This is a genomic window from Paenibacillus xylanexedens, assembly GCF_017874615.1.
Classification (GTDB): domain Bacteria; phylum Bacillota; class Bacilli; order Paenibacillales; family Paenibacillaceae; genus Paenibacillus; species Paenibacillus xylanexedens.
Genome location: NZ_JAGIKV010000011.1, coordinates 132,420 through 151,672 on the forward strand (window position 1 = coordinate 132,420; position 19,253 = coordinate 151,672).

Annotated in this window: 18 protein-coding genes; all 18 read right to left on the reverse strand. The window is 44.7% G+C overall.

The genetic code is table 11. The features are described 5' to 3' along the window. Window positions 1–25: 25 nt before the first annotated feature. Complete coding sequence (locus tag J2Z28_RS16225; RefSeq protein WP_211083257.1) at window positions 26–1,180, reverse strand: glycosyltransferase family 2 protein; 1,155 nt, start codon at window positions 1,178–1,180, stop codon at window positions 26–28. A gap of 345 nt (window positions 1,181–1,525) precedes the next feature. Continuing rightward, window positions 1,526–3,139 carry a DUF4179 domain-containing protein gene (locus tag J2Z28_RS16230; RefSeq protein ID WP_211083258.1) on the reverse strand — a complete coding sequence of 538 codons (1,614 nt, stop codon included), beginning with the start codon at window positions 3,137–3,139 and terminating at the stop codon, window positions 1,526–1,528. Beyond that, window positions 3,123–3,641, reverse strand: a complete 519-nt coding sequence (locus J2Z28_RS16235; RefSeq protein WP_211083259.1) for an RNA polymerase sigma factor — start codon at window positions 3,639–3,641, stop codon at window positions 3,123–3,125. Before J2Z28_RS16235 ends, J2Z28_RS16230 begins: the two co-directional genes overlap by 17 nt. Window positions 3,642–3,884: 243 nt before the next feature. After that, entirely contained in the window at window positions 3,885–4,451 is a 567-nt protein-coding gene (locus J2Z28_RS16240) for a TetR/AcrR family transcriptional regulator (protein WP_017688648.1), read from the reverse strand. Between the two features lie 151 nt (window positions 4,452–4,602). Next, the gene (locus J2Z28_RS16245; protein ID WP_211083260.1) at window positions 4,603–6,081 is read right to left on the reverse strand and encodes an Lsa family ABC-F type ribosomal protection protein; all 1,479 of its coding nucleotides are present in this window, start codon (window positions 6,079–6,081) and stop codon (window positions 4,603–4,605) included. A gap of 552 nt (window positions 6,082–6,633) precedes the next feature. Further along, the gene (locus J2Z28_RS16250) at window positions 6,634–7,017 is read right to left on the reverse strand and encodes a hypothetical protein (RefSeq protein ID WP_211083261.1); all 384 of its coding nucleotides are present in this window, start codon (window positions 7,015–7,017) and stop codon (window positions 6,634–6,636) included. 143 nt (window positions 7,018–7,160) lie between these two features. Beyond that, window positions 7,161–7,766 carry a pentapeptide repeat-containing protein gene (locus J2Z28_RS16255; protein ID WP_211083262.1) on the reverse strand — a complete coding sequence of 202 codons (606 nt, stop codon included), beginning with the start codon at window positions 7,764–7,766 and terminating at the stop codon, window positions 7,161–7,163. Window positions 7,767–8,071: 305 nt separating this feature from the next. Then, window positions 8,072–8,404 (reverse strand): hypothetical protein, encoded by a 333-nt coding sequence (locus J2Z28_RS16260; protein ID WP_211083263.1) that lies wholly within the window; start codon window positions 8,402–8,404, stop codon window positions 8,072–8,074. Between the two features lie 32 nt (window positions 8,405–8,436). After that, window positions 8,437–8,799 carry an Asp23/Gls24 family envelope stress response protein gene (locus J2Z28_RS16265; protein WP_211083264.1) on the reverse strand — a complete coding sequence of 121 codons (363 nt, stop codon included), beginning with the start codon at window positions 8,797–8,799 and terminating at the stop codon, window positions 8,437–8,439. A gap of 163 nt (window positions 8,800–8,962) precedes the next feature. After that, window positions 8,963–9,421: a hypothetical protein gene (locus J2Z28_RS16270; RefSeq protein ID WP_211083265.1), complete on the reverse strand. Its 459-nt coding sequence runs from the start codon at window positions 9,419–9,421 to the stop codon at window positions 8,963–8,965. Next, window positions 9,418–11,436 (reverse strand): S9 family peptidase, encoded by a 2,019-nt coding sequence (locus tag J2Z28_RS16275; protein ID WP_211083266.1) that lies wholly within the window; start codon window positions 11,434–11,436, stop codon window positions 9,418–9,420. Before J2Z28_RS16275 ends, J2Z28_RS16270 begins: the two co-directional genes overlap by 4 nt. Before the next feature lie 21 nt (window positions 11,437–11,457). Beyond that, on the reverse strand, window positions 11,458–12,387 hold the full coding sequence (locus J2Z28_RS16280) for an ABC transporter permease (RefSeq protein ID WP_211083267.1): 930 nt from the start codon (window positions 12,385–12,387) through the stop codon (window positions 11,458–11,460). A gap of 16 nt (window positions 12,388–12,403) precedes the next feature. Continuing rightward, complete coding sequence (locus J2Z28_RS16285) at window positions 12,404–13,321, reverse strand: ABC transporter permease (RefSeq protein WP_017688654.1); 918 nt, start codon at window positions 13,319–13,321, stop codon at window positions 12,404–12,406. A gap of 102 nt (window positions 13,322–13,423) precedes the next feature. Further along, window positions 13,424–14,989 carry an ABC transporter substrate-binding protein gene (locus tag J2Z28_RS16290; protein ID WP_211083268.1) on the reverse strand — a complete coding sequence of 522 codons (1,566 nt, stop codon included), beginning with the start codon at window positions 14,987–14,989 and terminating at the stop codon, window positions 13,424–13,426. Then, on the reverse strand, window positions 14,986–16,197 hold the full coding sequence (locus J2Z28_RS16295; protein ID WP_211083269.1) for a M20 metallopeptidase family protein: 1,212 nt from the start codon (window positions 16,195–16,197) through the stop codon (window positions 14,986–14,988). Before J2Z28_RS16295 ends, J2Z28_RS16290 begins: the two co-directional genes overlap by 4 nt. Continuing rightward, window positions 16,194–16,946, reverse strand: coding sequence for a FadR/GntR family transcriptional regulator (locus J2Z28_RS16300; protein WP_211083270.1), 753 nt, complete (start codon window positions 16,944–16,946; stop codon window positions 16,194–16,196). Before J2Z28_RS16300 ends, J2Z28_RS16295 begins: the two co-directional genes overlap by 4 nt. Before the next feature lie 259 nt (window positions 16,947–17,205). Then, entirely contained in the window at window positions 17,206–18,303 is a 1,098-nt protein-coding gene (locus J2Z28_RS16305; protein ID WP_211083271.1) for a Gfo/Idh/MocA family protein, read from the reverse strand. Between the two features lie 12 nt (window positions 18,304–18,315). Next, on the reverse strand, window positions 18,316–19,239 hold the full coding sequence (locus tag J2Z28_RS16310) for a helix-turn-helix domain-containing protein (RefSeq protein ID WP_244988337.1): 924 nt from the start codon (window positions 19,237–19,239) through the stop codon (window positions 18,316–18,318). Window positions 19,240–19,253: the final 14 nt, after the last annotated feature.

Consider the following 19,253-nt stretch of genomic DNA (forward strand, 5'->3'; position numbering starts at 1 on the left):
CCTGTTTATTTTCGTTGTGAGTGTATTACCGAACTTTGGTTCCAGGCCAGCATCCATCGTATATGCGATCCATCGTGATCACATTGCCATACAGGTCAATGATCAGATCCTTGGCTCGATGAGCATGTCTCATCTCAATCCAGTAGCGGTTCTCCAGCAAACGGGCGAAATTGTCCACCAAGAACAATAACCGGTTCTCACTATGAATCAGTTCCTTGCCCAGTACCTGTGGCAGCCAGATGGCTCCGTTGGAATTAAAGCGGTTTGAATAGTCCCGTACTTCGGCTACATTTGCAAATTCGGCTTCCTCCAGCTTGGTCCAGAATGTATCGGCATCACTTCGAACCTCGGCAAGGTCAATCCCGACAATCGGCAGATGCTGGTATTCCTCTTGGCTTTCCAGCTGTGTTTTCAGATGACTGAAAACGAATGGCCACACATCAGCCTCGATTTGACCGCCCCACTTTTTCCAGAAGCGTGCCAGATTGTTCTTGCGGTTGAAGTTGCGGTGAATGCCGCTGCTGCGTTCCCAGTGATATGCTTGAATATTCGGGTTAATAACCGTATCGTATCCGGCAGCTCGTGCCCGCATCTGATAATCGAAATCCTCGTATCCGTTAAAGAACTTCTCATCGAGGTTGCCGATCGTCTCATACACCTCCCGCTTCATGCCAAACATGGCGAACACCACCAGTTGAACAGAGAAGGTTTCTTTTGGGATATCATCAGGAGATGCGTTCAGGAACAGGTGTCGGCCGATGGTGTCCGCAAAAGCAATGCCGCAATGCTGCACGCCTCCTGTTTGCGGATACAACAGAACGCCCCCAATCATGCCAATCGTAATATCGCTATCCAGTGTCTCTTTCATCATCGGTTGCCAGTTCGGTTGAAGAATCGTGTCAGAATCCAGGAAGAAAATGTACTCTCCCTTGGCTAGACTCAGTGCGCTATTAATCGACACGGCGCAACCGAGTGGAAAATCATGCTGAAGAATCTCGATGGTCACACCTTCTCTTACTTCTTGCTTCAGTTTATCCAGATGTTGAAAGACTGCTGAGCCGGAACCATCGTTGATGAAAATAATCTGAGTGGATGGGCTTACCGTCCGGAGCAACGAATCTGTGAACAGGTTCAAAATGTTATAGTCCTGGTTGACTGGCACAATAATGGTGTAAAGCATAGAATCCCTCCTGATTGGGTTGATGGAATGAGTACATAAGCTGATTTTGAACCGCACAATTGCTGGTGTTTCTGTCCGGCCCCCTCACTTGAATATTTTGTCTTTATTTGGTAATGATTTGAATCTACTAGAAATTTATATCATTTTTTGTAAACTGGAAATCTTAAATTCTGAACTCTGTTAATATTTGAATATGTGAGAAAATCAAGTTTTTGTAGCTTGCGCACTGAGAAACGCTGTTGTGAACGCAAAAAAACACCCTCAGAGAGTCTCCGTTCCTCATGTAACGGATTCTCTCTGAAGGTGTTAAATTGTTCATCAAGCTCAAATTATGAATTACTTTATCTACAGTTGAATCTCTACATTTTTGTCCGGATCGCTGTATTTATAGATGCCCGGATTCAGTTCAATATGTCCATCAAATGGAATATCTTTGTAGGTGTCTATATGAATTTTTACAGGTGTCATCCCTTGGGGGTTAATTTCAGGAACGACTTCTTTGCCATTGATCCGAAGCATTGTTTGGTTAACACCTCTGAAACTAGGCGTTTTGGAATATGACTCTACAATTAATTTCTCCCCATCCTTATAATAAGAGAATTGTATTTCAAGTCCATCGACAGTGAGTTTGGTGTACTGCTTTTGTTTCGCGGGTTCATTTAAATGAATCCAGTTTTTAGTGGTATCTCGTTTCTCAACAATGGCATCTTTCAAGATGAGTTTCATTGGAACATCAGACCAATTTTGATACCACTCAGGAGATTCAAAATGAAACAATTGCTGATTATTTTCAGAACGCCCCCCTTTCGTGGTTTGCACCCCTGTGATTGTTTTATCATCTATAATCATCTGAATCGATTTATATTGAACAATACCTTCTGTATATGAACCTTCTTCATCAATTAAAATCTGAAGATTCAATGGAGTAATCACAAGTTGATCTAAAGTGACACCGGTTTTTGCTTGGAATTCAGGATTGGTATACAGTTTTTTCGTATATATCGCCTCACTTGCTTTTTTCCCATTTGCGACAAAATCGAATTTCCAAGTACCCGTCAATCGTTTTGCTGCTTCAACATAACTGAAATGAAGGTTCGCATTCGCCCAATCCGCTTCCGATATATCAAATACCTGTTCAATCAACAATCCTTTTTCTTCGCTAGGCAAGATGGTCGGAATGGCATCTACAACCTGGGCCCCGGTATGAACTCTCAAGCGAGGATTGACGCTTTCCAAATCTGATGATACTACCTCGACTTTATAACGGATCACCGTTTGATTATCTGCATGCCTAACCGATTCAATATGAATCGCCGGAAACTGTGAAACGCCAGTAACCATTGATTCTCCAGTATGTTGATTAGATTTTAGGAAAATATCCCTATCCCGATAAAGAATAAGATTCTTTGCTTCGAATGTAAACTCTTTGGTACCGCCCTTTAAAGTATCAGCTGTTTCATAGATCCCAATGAGTTTCTGAGTATCAGGGTCGCGCCCCAAATAACCATATACGTTCGCTCTCGCATCGGATTCTCCTATTATAGTATTTTCCTCAGTCGCAAATTCACTATATGGAGAAAGATCGGTTGATGTGTCAAGAGATATCAGCATCTTCATTTTTTCTCCATCTGTTACAACACCGTTTAGATTCATTGTCACACCTGAACTAGCGGACTGAAGATCATATTGCTGACCGATACCATTATTTATTGCGCTTGCGACGCCCCGGCCTCCGATTCGATCCCAATCAATCGTCATACTGGCGAATACAGGAATAGCAACAAGTAAGAAAAAAGTAAAAATGATGCTTATAGGAATTGCTTTAGCTCGATATCCAGCAGACTTTTGTGAAGAATTCAGATTGACTCGTCTTTTATGTGCTTCTTTTTCAATGGTTGTCCACATCAAGTCATAATCCGGAGGAGATATATTTTTTTCCTTATTAGAATACTGATTCATTATTACTCAGCTCCTTTAGTTGAGGTTCAACCATTTTATTAAGAAGTTTCAACCCTTTGTTTAATCTGGATTTTGCAGTCCCTTCAGGTATGTTCATAACTTTAGAGATCTCGGGAACAGTCAAATCATTGATAAATCGAAGGACAACAACCGTCCTAATCTTGTCAGGAAGCCCACTATATAATCCTCGTAGCTCTTCTTTTGTTTCCCTATGGTACACACTCTCTTCCACAGGGTTATAACTCTGGGATTTGGACAACAAATAATGCCGAACTTCTTTCAACCATCCAGATTTCCGTCTTCTCATAACGCTATGACACTCATTTGAAGCAATCCGCAATATCCATGATTTCATGTTCCTTACCTTAGTTCTGTCAGCCAAAATAACTTTGACAAACACTTCTTGGCAAATGTCCTCGGCATCTGCTTGATTCTTCATCAGATAATAACAGAAGTAATAAACTTGCTCTTTGTACAATTCAAAAATTTCTCTGTCAGTCATTCTATAACCCCCTTTGCCGTGTTTTCATTAATAAGACAAATAATGCTATGTAATCGTTCATTTTGTTTATAGTTGGTTTTGCTAAATTCTCGAATACATAGAATAGATTAGTTCAATGTCTCTGCTTGAACAGGTCTATATACATGTAAACAAGCAAAAAAAGCCGCTAAATTAGCGACTTTATGAAATCATTTGGTCATAGAGTAACGAGCTGATGCTGTTGAGTTAGTCTCACCCCTATTTTCACCTCTGCTTAAATCCATGATAAAACGTATCCACCACAAGCGCGGGGGCTGCTTTTCTCGCGATGTGACCACTTACAACCTGCTGCCACGTCAGGAACATGATGGAATACAGCACATCGACAATCCAGGTTTTATCGAGATCGGAGCGGAAATAACCTTTCTGTTGTAACAGACCGACCGCGTGCAATACAGGTTCTCTCAGTTTCAGATCCGCTCCCTCAATCTCGGGATTATAGTTAATGGTGGTGTCATGAGCCAGAAAATATATTTTGTCGCCTAATGGAATCAACGCCTCGATCAGCTCAGGTATGTACTTTTCACAGTGCTCCTCATCCAGTTGAATTTGTTGCATGGTCTCACTGACCACCTCGATTGCGCGTAATCCCAAATGAACCATGAGCTGTTCGCGGCTTTCCACGTATCGATGTAACGTAGCGATCCCGATTTTTGCAGATTCTGCAATTTCATTCATGGAAGCATTCGGTTTTTCAATCAGCAACTTGGTGGCCTCGTCCAAAATGGAATGAAGCCTGGTTTGTTTGATTGTTGTCATTTCCTTTTTCATTGGTATTACACCTCTTGGCGAATTAGTCTACAATTGATCTAGTCATCCATCAAATGATTGGATGAGATTATAAAATTATAGCATACTTCCTCACGAGTAATACTAAAAGCCGCCATTTGGCGGCTCTTAGCATGGTTATCTTTCACGTTACTTACAGTTCGATGATTCTCGTTGCAATATTTGTACAAAATTCACGATCATGCTCTACAAAAAGCAGGGTTGGCGAGTATTCCAAGAGTAAGTCTTCGATCTGCATACGTGAAATGACATCTACAAAGTTGAGTGGTTCATCCCAAATATGCAGATGAGCTTTCTCACTAAGACTTTTGGCAATGAGCACTTTCTTTTTTTGACCTGCGCTAAACGTTGAGATATCTTTCTCCAATTGCAGTCTGGAAAAATCCAACTTTCGAAGTATCGATTTAAACAGGCTTTCATCAACCCCCTGTGTGGCCGCATACTCAGATAAATGCCCTCCGAGATCGGACGTGTCCTGCGACACATACGAGATTTTAAGCTGATGATCCTTTCGGAAAAGACCTGTATAAGGGATATCTTCACCACAGATCAGTTTAAGAATGCTTGATTTGCCAGATCCATTTTTACCGTACAGGGCAATACGATCCCCTTTTTCAACCGTGATACTGACATCTTTACACACCGTATTGGAGCCGTATGATATCGACACATGTTCCAATTCAACAAGTTCCTGCTTGTGAAAATCCAGCTGATGAATCTGTAGACGTTCTGCACTCTCGATATTTTTGAGAAGTTTGGATTTCTCTTGAATCGCAGATTGCTGCCTTTGTTCGATATTTTTGGAACGTTTCATCATTTTGGCAGCCTTGTGCCCAATATATCCTTTATCCACCTTGGAGCCGGAATTTCTCGTACCATTTTTAGTTTTTTCAACTTCATGTGACCATCCACCGGTCCGTTTGGCTGAATCGGATAAACGCTTGATATCCTTTATTAATTTCTCATTACTCGCAAGTTCAAACTGATCTTGCCTTCTTTTATTTTCCCACCAAGCGGAGAAATTGCCTTTCTGAATCTCGATGTTACTTTTATTGATGGAAAGAATATGGTCCACGCTGTGATCCAGAAACGCCCGATCGTGAGATACCAAAATAAATCCACTCTTGCTGCCAAGATAATTACTGACAATTTGTCTTGCATGAAGATCAAGATGATTGGTAGGTTCATCAATGAGCAGAAACCGATTATCCTTCAGGAACAAAGCAGCCAGCATCACCTTTGTTTGTTCTCCGTTGGATAACGTATCGAAAGGCCGATACAGCACATCTTCTGACACTTTTAACAGGTTAAACTCGCGCACAACTTGCCAGTGTAGATATTCAGGATGAATCTCGCCGATGACATCAACGGTCATGGCTCCCTTATTCTCTACCTGGTACGGAAAGTATTCAAAGCTAACATTCGCAGAGATATGTCCGCTATATTCATATTTGCCAAGCAACAGATTGAGGAATGTCGTTTTGCCTCTGCCGTTCCTTCCGGTAAAACCCAATTTCCAATCGGAGTCCAACTGAAAACTAACATTTTCAAATATATTATCGTAACTGCCTTCATAGGCAAAGGTCAGGTTAGTAACGTTGATTAAAGACATGCATATCATCCTTTTTATGTGAAATATAAAAGTAAACTGACGGGATTTCACCATAGAACATGGCATGGATTCCCTCACTTTAATATTTGAACATAATCAGAATTTAGATTCGCTTATACAATAAAGAAACCTGGCGATAAACCACTCAGCGCCAAGTAGATCTATGCATAGGAGGACAAAGTGTCGGATTCTGATTAGTCATATTGTGAACCATGCCACTGTTCATGTTTGTTGACAGGTCCACATAAACATCCACAACCTCTAATTCCGTCATGACTCCATACCCCCTTTGAAAAATCACAATTTATTACAGAAAACTTAACATGGAATACGACATGGGTCAAGGCAGTACAGCCTCGATCTCATCTCCTATCCCCGTACCGTTAAACCATTGTGTTTAATGGCTTACACACCTCTACGTAAATTTTGATGATATACTCATCGGGATTACTTTCTGCAAAATAAGTGAGCACTCAAAAACCATTACCCGATTTGTTTCAGGTAATGGTTTTTGATATGCCTGATAACCGAAGCTTACCACCATGCGGCACCTCACGGAAGGTAGGCATCCTGTACCTCAACTTTTCGTTCATTCCCCATCGCAATGTATCTTACGTTAATGACATTTCCTTTCTGAAAATGGGGAATATGTGTAATTGGAATATAAGTCTCTACAATTGTTGGGAAGGTGCGGCCGTCAACTTGGGTTACAGTTAAATCCAATCGCACGCCAGGCCTTCCATCCCTACTGGATGATGTCTGTACAATATCATGAATTATTGCTTCTGTTGGAATTCCGTCCATCAGAATGCTCTTGCGAAGGTGATGTTTCTCTTCATTGTTACGTAACAGTTTAAATGCCATAATCGTAGTGATCGTGCCTGTTATAAGCCCAAAGACAATAATAGCAACAAAAATAATTAATGTGACGGTCATGATAACCTCCTTTTAGTTGAAACTTATGTTAACTACTTCTTGTTTAGATCTCTTATTCCTGCCAATTTGCTTGAATTAGGAAAGCTTTAACGTCAAAAAAGCCGCCTTAAGGGCGGCTTCATGCTGTGTATGTTCAACTCAACTCAATCTACTTTCGCACCATACGAGCGTACAAACAGAACGGCTTGTTCGCGATCCAAACGTACGCCTTTGATATCCAGTGATTTCAGATCGATGCCTTCCAGGTTAGCCCCTCTAAGATCGGCCCCTTGCAGCTTGGCTCTGCTTAATACAACTCGGGTAAGATCACAGTCTCTCAAATCCGCTTTGGTGAAATCCGTCTCCGTAAAGTCAGCCTCAAAGAAACGAATTCCTCGCAGATCCTGTTTCCCCAAACGTGTATGTCTCAGATTTGTGTAGGACCAATCGCCGTGACTTAGTGTGATGCCATCCATTTGTGCACCAGAGAAGTCTGAGCCTGTCATCTTGCAGGAGTTGAATTTGGAAGCAAATAGATTCGCACCACCGAAGGTGCAGTTTTCAAAAGCCGATTCCGTATGAATCGAACCATTCATGGAAGCCCCTTTGAAGTCACACTCGATAAAACGACAGTTACTCGTCTCGATTTCTTCCATAGAAGCGCTCATAAATGTACACTGCTTGAAAACACAACTTATGAGTTCTCCATAGCGCAGGTCACGTCCCTCAAAATGTACTGCTTCATATTCCTGATCCTTATATTGATACACTGGCTACACCCCACATTGTATATTTCTCCGTCTTTCTTCATTAAAGAACTTTTATACTATACCACACCCCTGTCAAGTACCTGCTTAAACACCCAAAAAAGTCAAGTTACTTTTTTTATGAGAAAAATCTGAAGAACTAAAAAAGAGACGCATAAAGCGCCCCTCCAGCTCACACTTTTAACTGTTCCAATGTGGGCTTATATATGAAACTCTCCAGTTAACTGCTTGTTCTATTCCTATCAGAAAACATTACACCAGTTTTTTGGACATCCTGTACAGGGATAACGAAGGTTTATTGATTTCCCCTACTCTTTCCAGTGTTGGAGATTATACTTAATCAAGCTCCATTTCCGAAGTTCAAACAGCTTGGAGAACGTTGGCAAAGCAAGTTTGTTCATTATAGTAGTCGGATAACACATGATCATGCCCAGCGTTTGGTTATCCTTTTTGGCTTCATAAGCGTACTGGTGACTGAATCGGTTCTGATTCGAACGCCATAACTTGTTAAATGTTTTTTCTATAATGCCTTTATCCTTGGTACCTGCAAGCGAATAGGCCATATATTCAAGTGCCATCTGATTTAGTTGCCCGCCGACTAATGATTGTGGACTGGCTTTTGTTATGGAAATCTTATTCATCGCTGTCACTCCTCTAGGTAGCTGAAATTGGATTAAAGCTTGGCAGCAGGTTGGTTGAATGATAACCCCTCAACGATCACATTCACCGTATCAATAGTTAATCCGGTCAGCTGTTCCACATGTAATCTCACATTGTTTTGCAATTCCCTGCAGACTTCATGCACTTTTGTTCCATAACAAACGACAATCTTTAAGTTTATCTCCAGTCTTGATTCTACCTTGCGGATATCTATGCCATTTTGCAGACTTTTCCCGCTCCACTTTTTGGTGATGCCTTCTATAAGTCCTGTCGACATGGAGGAAATCTCACTGGTAGTATTTGCGATCTTGCCGACAATTTTGGAGATCACATCATCCGATATTTGAATTTTTCCCAAAACATTTTGAATGGACATCCTAGGTACCCCTCTTTACACCTGCATTTTTGATAGGTAATAATATCATTTAATATAAATATAAATCATGCAGAGTCCGATTTCAACTTTTGAATTGAGTCATCCTCATTTCTACCTGTACATAGCAAAAAAACCGCGATCATCGCGGCTTCTTCTAGTCATACTATGGGAATTTCAATTGAATACGGACAGGAATGCGGGAGGATAACCCACTCTCTTTGCTGCCTTCTTCTGCTTGTACGATCCACTGCCTGCCAATTAACGATTGTAGCAGTTCAATCTCTTCTGCGGTCAGACGAATATGCTTCAGTGACAGTTCATCTTGAACGTAATCCCGATCCACCTTACGGTCAAACCGGAAATCGAGCAATCGTTTCAACCCGTTAATATGCAAAAACTTGAACTCATAACCTTGACGTATCGCCTTTTCCCAATCGTCTCCGATATCAGCTGCTGTCTGTAGTCTCTCATCAAAATCCATCGCGGATTCCTTAACCAGAGGCAACAACCGGGAATAGTCTCGACGTTGTAAACATTCAATAATCACTTCTTTTGGTTCCCCACTTGTCAGAACATTCTCTACAAGAAGCCCTACAGGAATGGACAGCTGAGTTCGACTCATTGCTCGCCCTCCTCATTCCCGAGGTACTGATTGAACCAGGCATTCACCTGCTCGAAGCTATCGATACGTAATGAAGGTTTACCGCTTTTCAGCAAAGTGTGGTTGGAGCCCGGATAACGAATCAGTTTGGTCTTTTTGCCGTAACGTTTTAGCGTAGTATATAATTCCTCCGCTTGCGCAATCGGTGTCCGATAGTCCTGCTCTCCGTGCATGATCAGAAGTGGCGTCTCAATGTGATGTGCATGGGCAAGAGGTGAGCGAGACCACAGGAATTCAGCGTTTTCCGCCGGATTACCACCAATGACTCCCTCAACATAGGAAATTCCGATATCACTCGTTCCATACATGGACAACCAGTTGGAGATGCATCGCTGTGTTACAGCCGCCTTGAAACGGTGGGTATGCGCTACAATCCAGTTGGTCATCACTCCGCCATAACTGCCACCCGCTACACCCAGACGTGATGCATCAAGGAAATCGTATGTAGCCAGGGCATAGTCAACAGCTTCCATTAGATCCCGGTAATCCCCTCCGGCAAAGTCACCACGGCAAGCTCTGGCAAACTCCTGACCGTATCCCATACTTCCGCGTGGATTAATCCATAGCACAGCGTAACCTTGCGCAACGAGTGTCTGCATCTCATGACTATATGTTCCCGTATACATCGCGTGGGGTCCACCATGAATCTGCAAAACTAGTGGCAGTTTCCCATCGGTGTCGCGTATTGCCGGTGTGGCTAACCAACCTTGAAGCGGCCATCCATCGGAGGACGTAAACTCTACACGGACTGGCGCATTTACAGCCAATTCAGCCATGAATTCATCATTTCGCCGGGTGAGTCTGAACATTTCACCACTGTCGATATTCACGCGATATAACTCTCCAGGGTGTTCAGCAGTCAACGCAGCGATTACCAGCGACGAACCATCTGGCGTTAAGGTATACTGATACACATCCTTTTCATCAGCACCCGTAACGGATTGACACGCCCCATCTTCTTGAATACGGTACACGTCCACATTCCCGTTATGTGTTCCGAGTACATATACACCGCGTTCCGGATGATGGGCATCCGAGATAGGAGAAGCTGACGCACCTGCCGACTTCATATCTCCAAGCGCCGCGTTACCAATCTGCATATCTAATTGAGGTGCGATTGGCCTGGGTATACCTCGATGAACGGGAACAGCGTATAAGCTGTTGTGGCTCCCGCTTCCATACTCACGATCACTGGCGATCAGAATCAGCTGCTGCCCGTCGGACGAATAGGAGAATTGGCTTATCGCCAGACTGGAATCCGTCACTTTGAACAGATCACTTTCTCCCAATCGAATGCTGTATACATCGGTAAAGTAAAGCAGATCCGCATCAAGTTCCTCGTCCTCTACTTGTTTCGAAATGAAAGAAAGCTGCTGGCTATCTGGCGACCATGCTGGAGCACTGATATTCCATAGCCCGGAAGTCACCTGTGTGATTTCCCCGCTTTTGATCTCATATACAAATAAATGGCTGTATTGACCATCCCACCAGCCAGCCCCTTCCGCCTTCGGCGTTGTACGCTCGAAGACTTTACCTCGCAGCACAGGTGCTGGCTCCTGTTGGACGTCTGCTTTCTTCTGTTGGTCCTCCGGTCGTACTTTGCTGGTAAACGCAATGTACTGCCCGTTCGGTGACCAGATATAACTCAATATTTTACGTGCGGGAGATATCAGCATGATCGGCTCTTTTTGATCTGAATGGAGCGTCCATAATCCTTTGCCCCCATCCACTGAGCGAATGAATGTGAGCTGTGTGCCATCCGGCGACCAAGCAGGTGAGGAATCCTTTGTTCCATCGGAAAGTGCAATATCTTCATCACCATCGAGGGAAATCCCTCGAATTTGCGTGTTATATTCGTTTTTATCCTGATCTATGGTCTGTTCCACATAAGCCACTTGTCCGTTCAGACTGATTACTGGCTGACTGATCCAACGATAATGACGCAGATCCTTCGGCATAATTGGTCTTTGGTTCATATTGATGGCTCCCTTCTCCGTTTATTTATGGGTTGTCTCCGTACGTGGATCAAGCACATCACGCAGCCAATCTCCAAGGAAAATAACACCGAGTACGGTAAATGTAATGGCTAGTCCCGGGAATGTAGCGACCCACCAGCTTGTTGCAACGTATTGTCTGCCATCACTGAGCATACCTCCCCAGGATACATCGGGTGGTTTGATACCCAGACCCAGGAAGCTGAGTGAAGCTTCCATAATAATTGTCGTGCCGACATTCATACCGCAGATTACGATAAAGGATGAAAGGATATTCGGCAGAATGTGTTTGAGAATCAATCTTCCATTCTTCGCACCAATCGATCTGGCCGCCTGAACAAAATCACGCTCTTTAATACTAAGAACCTCACTTCTTACCACACGGGTGAATGGAACCCAGTTCGTCACCCCGATGACAAAGATCAACGTTGTAATACCCGGGCCAACAATTGCCATCACAACAAGCATGAACAGAATGGTTGGAATCGCCATGAATGCATCACCTACACGCATGATGACAGCATCCAGCCATTTCCCATAGAATCCGGATACCAGCCCCAGAATCGCGCCAATGATTCCTGATACAATCACGGCACCCATCCCCACGATTAAGGAAACTCGGGCACCATATACAATTCGACTCCACATGTCTCTGCCGAGATTATCGGTACCCAGCCAGTATTCGGCTGTTCCACCCTCAAGCCATGCTGGTGGTTTAAGTCGGTTGAGCGGATTCACCGCTGCCGGATCATGACTCGTCAATAGAGGTGCACCTATGGCAATTAACACAACCAACAATACAAGCACAGCACCAAACATTCCGGTCTTGCTGATGATCAGTTGTTGCCAGATATAACGAAATCCCGTTGGTGCACGCCCATTGTCTTGTTCCTGTTCTGTACCCGGAATTGGCATTTCATTGCTGCCTGTCATATGATTGCACCTCCTTCTAGTCGTATTTGATGCGCGGATCGAGTAGCCTGTAAGCTACATCCGTCAAGATGTTGATTACCACAACGATAAAGGCAATGACAAACACCGCTGCCTGTACAATCGCCATATCATGTGTGTTGACTGCAACGACCAGCAACTGACCCAGTCCAGGCCAGGAGAATACCGTTTCCGTAATCAAAGTGCCCCCGATCAGACTTGTAAACTGCAAACTCATAATTGTAACGACCGGAATCAATCCGTTCCGAAATGCATGTTTTACAATGACAACCATCCGGCCAAGCCCCTTGCTGCGAGCTGTTCGAATATAGTCCTGGTTGAGAATCTCCAGCATGCTGGAGCGAATCAATCGGGTCATCTGCGCAGCCAGTCCAACGCCAAGCGTGAATGCCGGCAAGATCAGATGTGACAATCCTCCGCGACCCGATACCGGCAATACGCCCAGCATGACGGAGAACAAGAGGATAAGCATAATCCCCATCCAGAAGTTTGGCATCGCCTTACCAATGACGGATATTCCTGAAATAATGAGATCGGTAAACGTATTGCGTTTGACAGCTGAAATGACGCCAAGTGGCACAGCCATAAGTACGGCAAAAAACATGGCGGCTACCGCCAGTTCAAAGCTGGCAGGCAATCTCTCCAGCACAAGCTCTAACGCAGGCTGATTGTAGCGAAAAGACTGACCAAAGTCTCCCTGTATCGCACTGCCCAGAAACTTCACGTATTGCGTATATAAAGGCTGGTCCAAACCAAGTGCCTGCGTCAAGACAGCACGATCTTCAGCGGTAGCCGTTTCAGGCAACATTAGCGCAACCGGATCACCGGTGACTCGAACCAAAATGAACACAATTAATGAAACAATGAACAGCACCGGAATGATCTGCAGTAGTGACTTAAGTACGTATTTGCCCATTCCTTGTTCACCTCCCTTTTAAAAAAGAACGGCAGGAACATGGTTATCCAGTCCCTGCCGTTCACGGCCTATCTTTTCAATGACCGGTTGTTATACCCGATGTTACTGTGCAACAGGTGTAATCTCGTCAGCATAGAACATCTCGTCACTGCGTGGCGCGAAGTTCACTTTAGCATTTGTTCCGTAGACACCTTCCATTTGGTACAGATATACGGCTGGGCGTTCTTCAGAGAAGATCTGTTGTACTTGCTGATACTCTTTCTCACGAGATGCAAGGTCCATGTTCACCAATGCCGATTGAAGCAGTTTCTCTACTTCAGGATTGTTGTAATCCGACTCGCCTTTTGCTTCTTCCAACATATAACGATTGTAGTTATTCGAAGCATCGAACAAGGAGTTACCAATACCAATCATGAAGATTTCTTTGAAGGATTTGGAGCTGTAACGTTCACTGAATGCACTTGCTTCCAGGACATCCAGGTTGATTTTGAATCCGGCTTGTTCCAGCATTGCTGCAACAACTTCAGCCTGTTCTTTGTATTGTGCGGAAACGGAGATAGTCATCTCGGCTTCACCTTCCGCATAGCCAGCTTCTTGCAGCAACTGTTTCGCTTTTTCTTGATCATAAAGTGACGTTTTGTACAATGAAGGATCAGCACCGAAGTTGCCTGGTGTTACGGATGTGCGGGTTACGATACCTGCTCCGCCGGCAATGCTGTCCACGATTCCTTGTTTGTCGATAGCCAGGTCAATCGCTTCACGTACTTTCGGATCAGCCGTGATGCTGCCTTCTGTCTGACGGAAGATCAACTGAAGCACACGTTGGATTGGCGCTTTGACAATCTTTTTATCTGCTTCGCCTTCGATCCGGGCAATGTCAGTGGACGGAATGGAAGACGCCACATCTACACCACCAGCAAGCAATTCGGATACACGTGTGGAGGCTTCAGGAATAACGCGGAATACCACTTCATTCCATTTTGGTTCACCGTCGAAGTAGTTCTCGTTTTTCACCAGTTCCACACGATCATCTTTGGTCCATTTACTGAACTTATAAGGGCCTGTGCCTACCGGTTGTTTCAGGAAAGCATCAAATCCTTTATCTGCAATATATTTTGCTGGCAGAATGCCTGCTCCCATTTTGGACAGACGATTCAGGAGCAACGGATCTGGACCATCCGTGATGATGTCTACGGTATAGTCATCCACCACTTTAACTTCTACGATATTTTTGAAATAACTGTTTTGTTTCAGTGTCTCGTCCTTGGCAACGCGCTCCAGCGTGTATTTTACATCTGCTGAAGTGAATGGATCGCCATTGTGGAAGGTAACACCTTCACGCAGCTTAAATCTCCACGTTGTATCATCGACTTGATCCCATGATGTCGCAAGTCCCGCAACTTTCTTCTGTTCACTGTCATTTTTGATCAGATAATCAAAAACGTTGACCAGAACCGCCTCACTGGATGTGTTGTTATTGTTGTGCGGATCGAAACTCTCAATATCGGTTGCCGCAGCAATGGTCAGTGTTGTACTTGCGTTTCCACTGCCCGTTCCTTCTGTTGCGGAACCATCATTCGTGCTTGTCGATTTTCCTCCGCAAGCGCTGAGTACCATTACGACTGCCAGTAACGTGATCCACAAGCCTGTCCATTGTCTTTTTTTCATTGTGATTGCTCCCCCTCAGAAGTTGTATTCCGTGCCAAAAATTCAAGTGCTACTGCAGACAACATGCCCACACCATAAGGCATCGCTGTCTCATCAAGATCAAACATGGGATGGTGGAGTGGATAACGAGTACGTTCCTCATCATTCCCAGATCCTAGTCTGAAAAACACACCCGGAATCTGTTCACAATAAAAGGCAAAGTCCTCGCCCCCTGTAGAAGGTTTGATATAAGTCCATCCCTTCTCCGCATTAACCTGATCACAAGTCTCTGTTAGCAGGTCAACCATGCCGAGATCATTCACAACAACAGGGTATCCATCACCGTAGACGACTTCGCATCCTGCTCCAAAAGAATCGCAGACCCCTTTAACAACCTGCTCGATCAAAGCTGGCATCCGCTCACGAATGGCAGGTGAGAGTGTACGAACCGTACCAATCATCTCCACTTCGGGGGCGATGGCTGTTCCCATATAACCTCCCGTGATTTTGCCAATCGTGACTACTGCCGGTTCAAGTGGATCAACCATCCGACTGACGATATTTTGCAATGCGGTGATGACCTGAGCGGATACCGCGATTGCATCAATACCCTCATGCGGACGAGCTGCGTGGCCACCCTTGCCAAACACCTTGATAATCAAGGGATCAGCTGATGCAAACGCCACGCCTTGACTCACACCCAAGGTTCCCGTGTTCTGTCCAGGTGTCATGTGTAATCCTGCGATGGCATCAACCTTTGGATTCTCCAGAACACCGTCCTGAATCATGGCTCTTGCACCTGCAAGTCCCTCTTCTGCTGGCTGGAAAATAAATTTGATATTGCCTGATTTCGGTCTTCCAAGACCAGTAAGCAGTTGGGCGGCTCCCATCAGGATGGAGGTGTGAGCGTCATGTCCACACAGATGTGCTTTGCCTTCCATTTGCGAGCGGTATTCCACCGCTTTCTGATCCTGGATTGGCAGAGCATCCATGTCTGCGCGCAAGGCAAAGGTTGGTCCATCGGTCTCTCCGCGAAGCAGGCCTGTAACCCCGGTCTGTCCGACATTGCGTGTAACTTCCAGCCCCAGGCTTTCCAGATGCTCAGCTACGATAGCGGATGTGCGATGCTCCTCATAACCGATCTCCGGATGCTGATGTAAATCTCTGCGCCAGGCGCTTAACTGGGCTTGTAGTGGCTGAGCCAGCTGTATTAGTTCTGAACGATTCATTTGCTGTCATTCCCTTCATTTTTGTCCGATTCAGAAACCAAACGGGCATAGATTGCATCCGCCGAGAATTCGATATGCCTTTTCATCGTCTCCTTAGACTTGGTGTTATCATGGGCTTTCAATGCTTCAAGAATCTCCATATGTACACCGTGGTTGACGGTACGGATCCGGTCATCATAAGGCATCAGGTCGAGCGCCGGATTAATTTTCGTCCGAATCTGTCTGACGGCTCTCTCACAGTATGGATTCCCCGAAGCCTTGGCGATGGTCAGATGAAATTTCACATCCAGCGCCCTGAACCATTCCCTTGTGCAGTCTGGCTCTATACTTTGCTCCACGTAACCCTCAAGCAGCTCCAGTTCGCCTGCGGTGATCCGCTCAGCAGCGAGAAAAGCTCCCTCTGGCTCGATGATGGTTCGATATTCAAACACCTTCAGCATCTGTGACCAATCCCGTTTAATTTCTTCTCTGGTCCGTTTATGCGAATTGGCTGTCAGAGGCAGTACAAATGTTCCGCCTTTGGCACCCACCCTTTTCTCTATCAAGCCTTTCTCTTCCAGTGAAGAGAGTGCCTCGCGAACGGTAATCCGGCTTACGTTAAAAATCTCTGCCAGATCTCGCTCGGCTGGAAGCTGTTCTTCACTCATTAATTCTTTCAAAATAATGGCTTCTTCCAGTTGTTCCCTAATGAATTCACTAACCTTTTTGGTAGATACTTTCTCAAAACGAAATGAAAACGTACTGGACATCTAAACACTCCGATCTGTATATGGTCTAGACCTTATACCATTAATATAATTCCGACTAAACTTATATGCAATACTTTTTTTCAAGTAAATTCATATTTTTTTCTAACCACCTCCAAATTGAAGCATTTTGGCACAAAAAAGACGCATCTACACGCAGCAGATGCATCTTGGCGCTTTCGATATTTTGCCCGTACACGAAAAACCCTCTGCCCCAAATAACAGGACAAAGGGTTCTCTAATCTATTGTTTTAAGCCTTTTCTATGCTTCGCTACCGTTATTCAAGTACACAGCCTTGCCTGTGCGAGCAGATTCATAGAGTGCTTCCAGGATTTGAGATACAACCAGCGCTTGTTTCGGTGTAACGACTGGCTCCTGATCGTTCTCAATCGCTTCAATCCACTTTCTCATCTCAACATCCGGTGCGCTCTCGCTCTTACCATCGTAGAAAGCTACCCCGCCTGCACTCAGTTCAATCTCATTGGTGTATAGACGGCTAAATTTCTCGCCATTGATGCGCAGTCCGTTCTTCATATCCGCACCCGCTTCGCTACCGCTCAAGCTACATTTCGCCTCATCCACATCCAGTGAGTTCAGTGCCCAACTGGATTCCAGCATAATCGTTGCCCCATTCTTCATTACAATCATGCCAAAGGCCGAGTCTTCTACGGAGAATTGTTTTGGGTCCCACGGGCCCCAGGCATTGGCCGCATTTTCACGTTGTGAAAGCTCATGATAGGTCGTACCCAGCACAACTTTTGGTTGATAGTTATCCATCATCCAGAGCGTCAGATCAAGTGCGTGCGTACCAATATCAATCAGCGGACCGCCACCTTGCTTCTCTTCATCCAGGAAAACACCCCATGTTGGTACTGCTCTACGTCTAATTGCATGTGCTTTGGCAAAATAAATATTACCCAGATCACCAGCCTCGCACACCTTCTTCAAATACTGACTGTCTTCTCTGAAACGGTTGTTGTATCCGATGGTCAGTTTTTTGCCGGTACGTTCTGCCGCTTCCAGCATGAGCTGTGCTTCAGCAGATGTCTTCGCCATTGGCTTCTCACACATCACGTGTTTGCCTGCCTCCAGAGCAGCAATAGAAATCTCGGCATGAGAAATATTCGGTGTAAGCACATGCACAATGTCTAAAGACTCATCCTTGAGCAATTCCTGATAGTCCGTGTAGACTTCGGCTTCAGTAGTGCCATATTTCTGCTTGGCTTCATCTGCACGTTCCTGAACGATATCACAGAAAGCCACCAGTTCAACATTATCCAATTTACTCAGACTCGGCAGATGTTTACCATTTGCGATTCCGCCACAGCCAATAATTCCGATACGATATACTTTACTCATATATATTCACCCTCACTTAAGTATTGGTTGTTTCATTTTGCGAAAAGCCGATGGGGTCATCCCCAGACGTTTGCGAAATACAGCATGCAAATAGTTGGCATTATTGAATCCTGAAGCAAGAGCGATCTGTTCAATGGATACGTTACTTTCTTCCAGATTGCGGCACACGGCGCGCAGACGAATATCCTCCAGCACACGGCTGAACGGCATCTCCGGCTGTACTTGATAGAAGATTCGTTGCAACTGCCTGCTACTGATATGAAGTTTCTCAGCTACATGCTCCAGCGTGACCACTGTAGGGTGATTCGCCTCCATATACTGCACTGCATACTCATAGCGATACACCGACATATCCCGCACAGGGGCTTCCGGTCGATTCCCCCCGGTGTCGTATGCTCGCACGGTTTTAAGTAATATGCTGATGACCAGTTGCTTGATCGATGTATAATAACCTAACAATTTCTGATCACATGCCTCGTAGGCTTCCAAAAAACAATGCATCGCCCGATGATAATCATTCACCGGAGTAAGCGGAAGCGTTCTCAGCTTTTCCATCGTTTCCTCGGATTCTGCTGCTTCCCAGGGATCAACATGTTCTCTTGGCTTGTGAACGATATCCACATGAAGACATAATTCATCCATGTCCTCTTTGGCATCAGCCTCCTGATAATGAACGACACCCGGTCCAGTCAAATAAAGCATACCTTCCGAGAGTGCATGTGTCTGATCATCGAGAATAACTTTGCCTTTACCTCTTGGGATAAAATGAAACTCGAACTCCGCATGATTATGGAAATCCACAACTCGGCCCGCTGGAAAAGAAGTCAGATGAAATCGCATCACGCGAATCTCATAATGTCCCCATACCATTGAAATATCCAGTCTCTCCAGGAGATCCTGCCGTTCAAGCATTTTCTCATAAGGATACAGGCTCAAGATTGCATACCTCC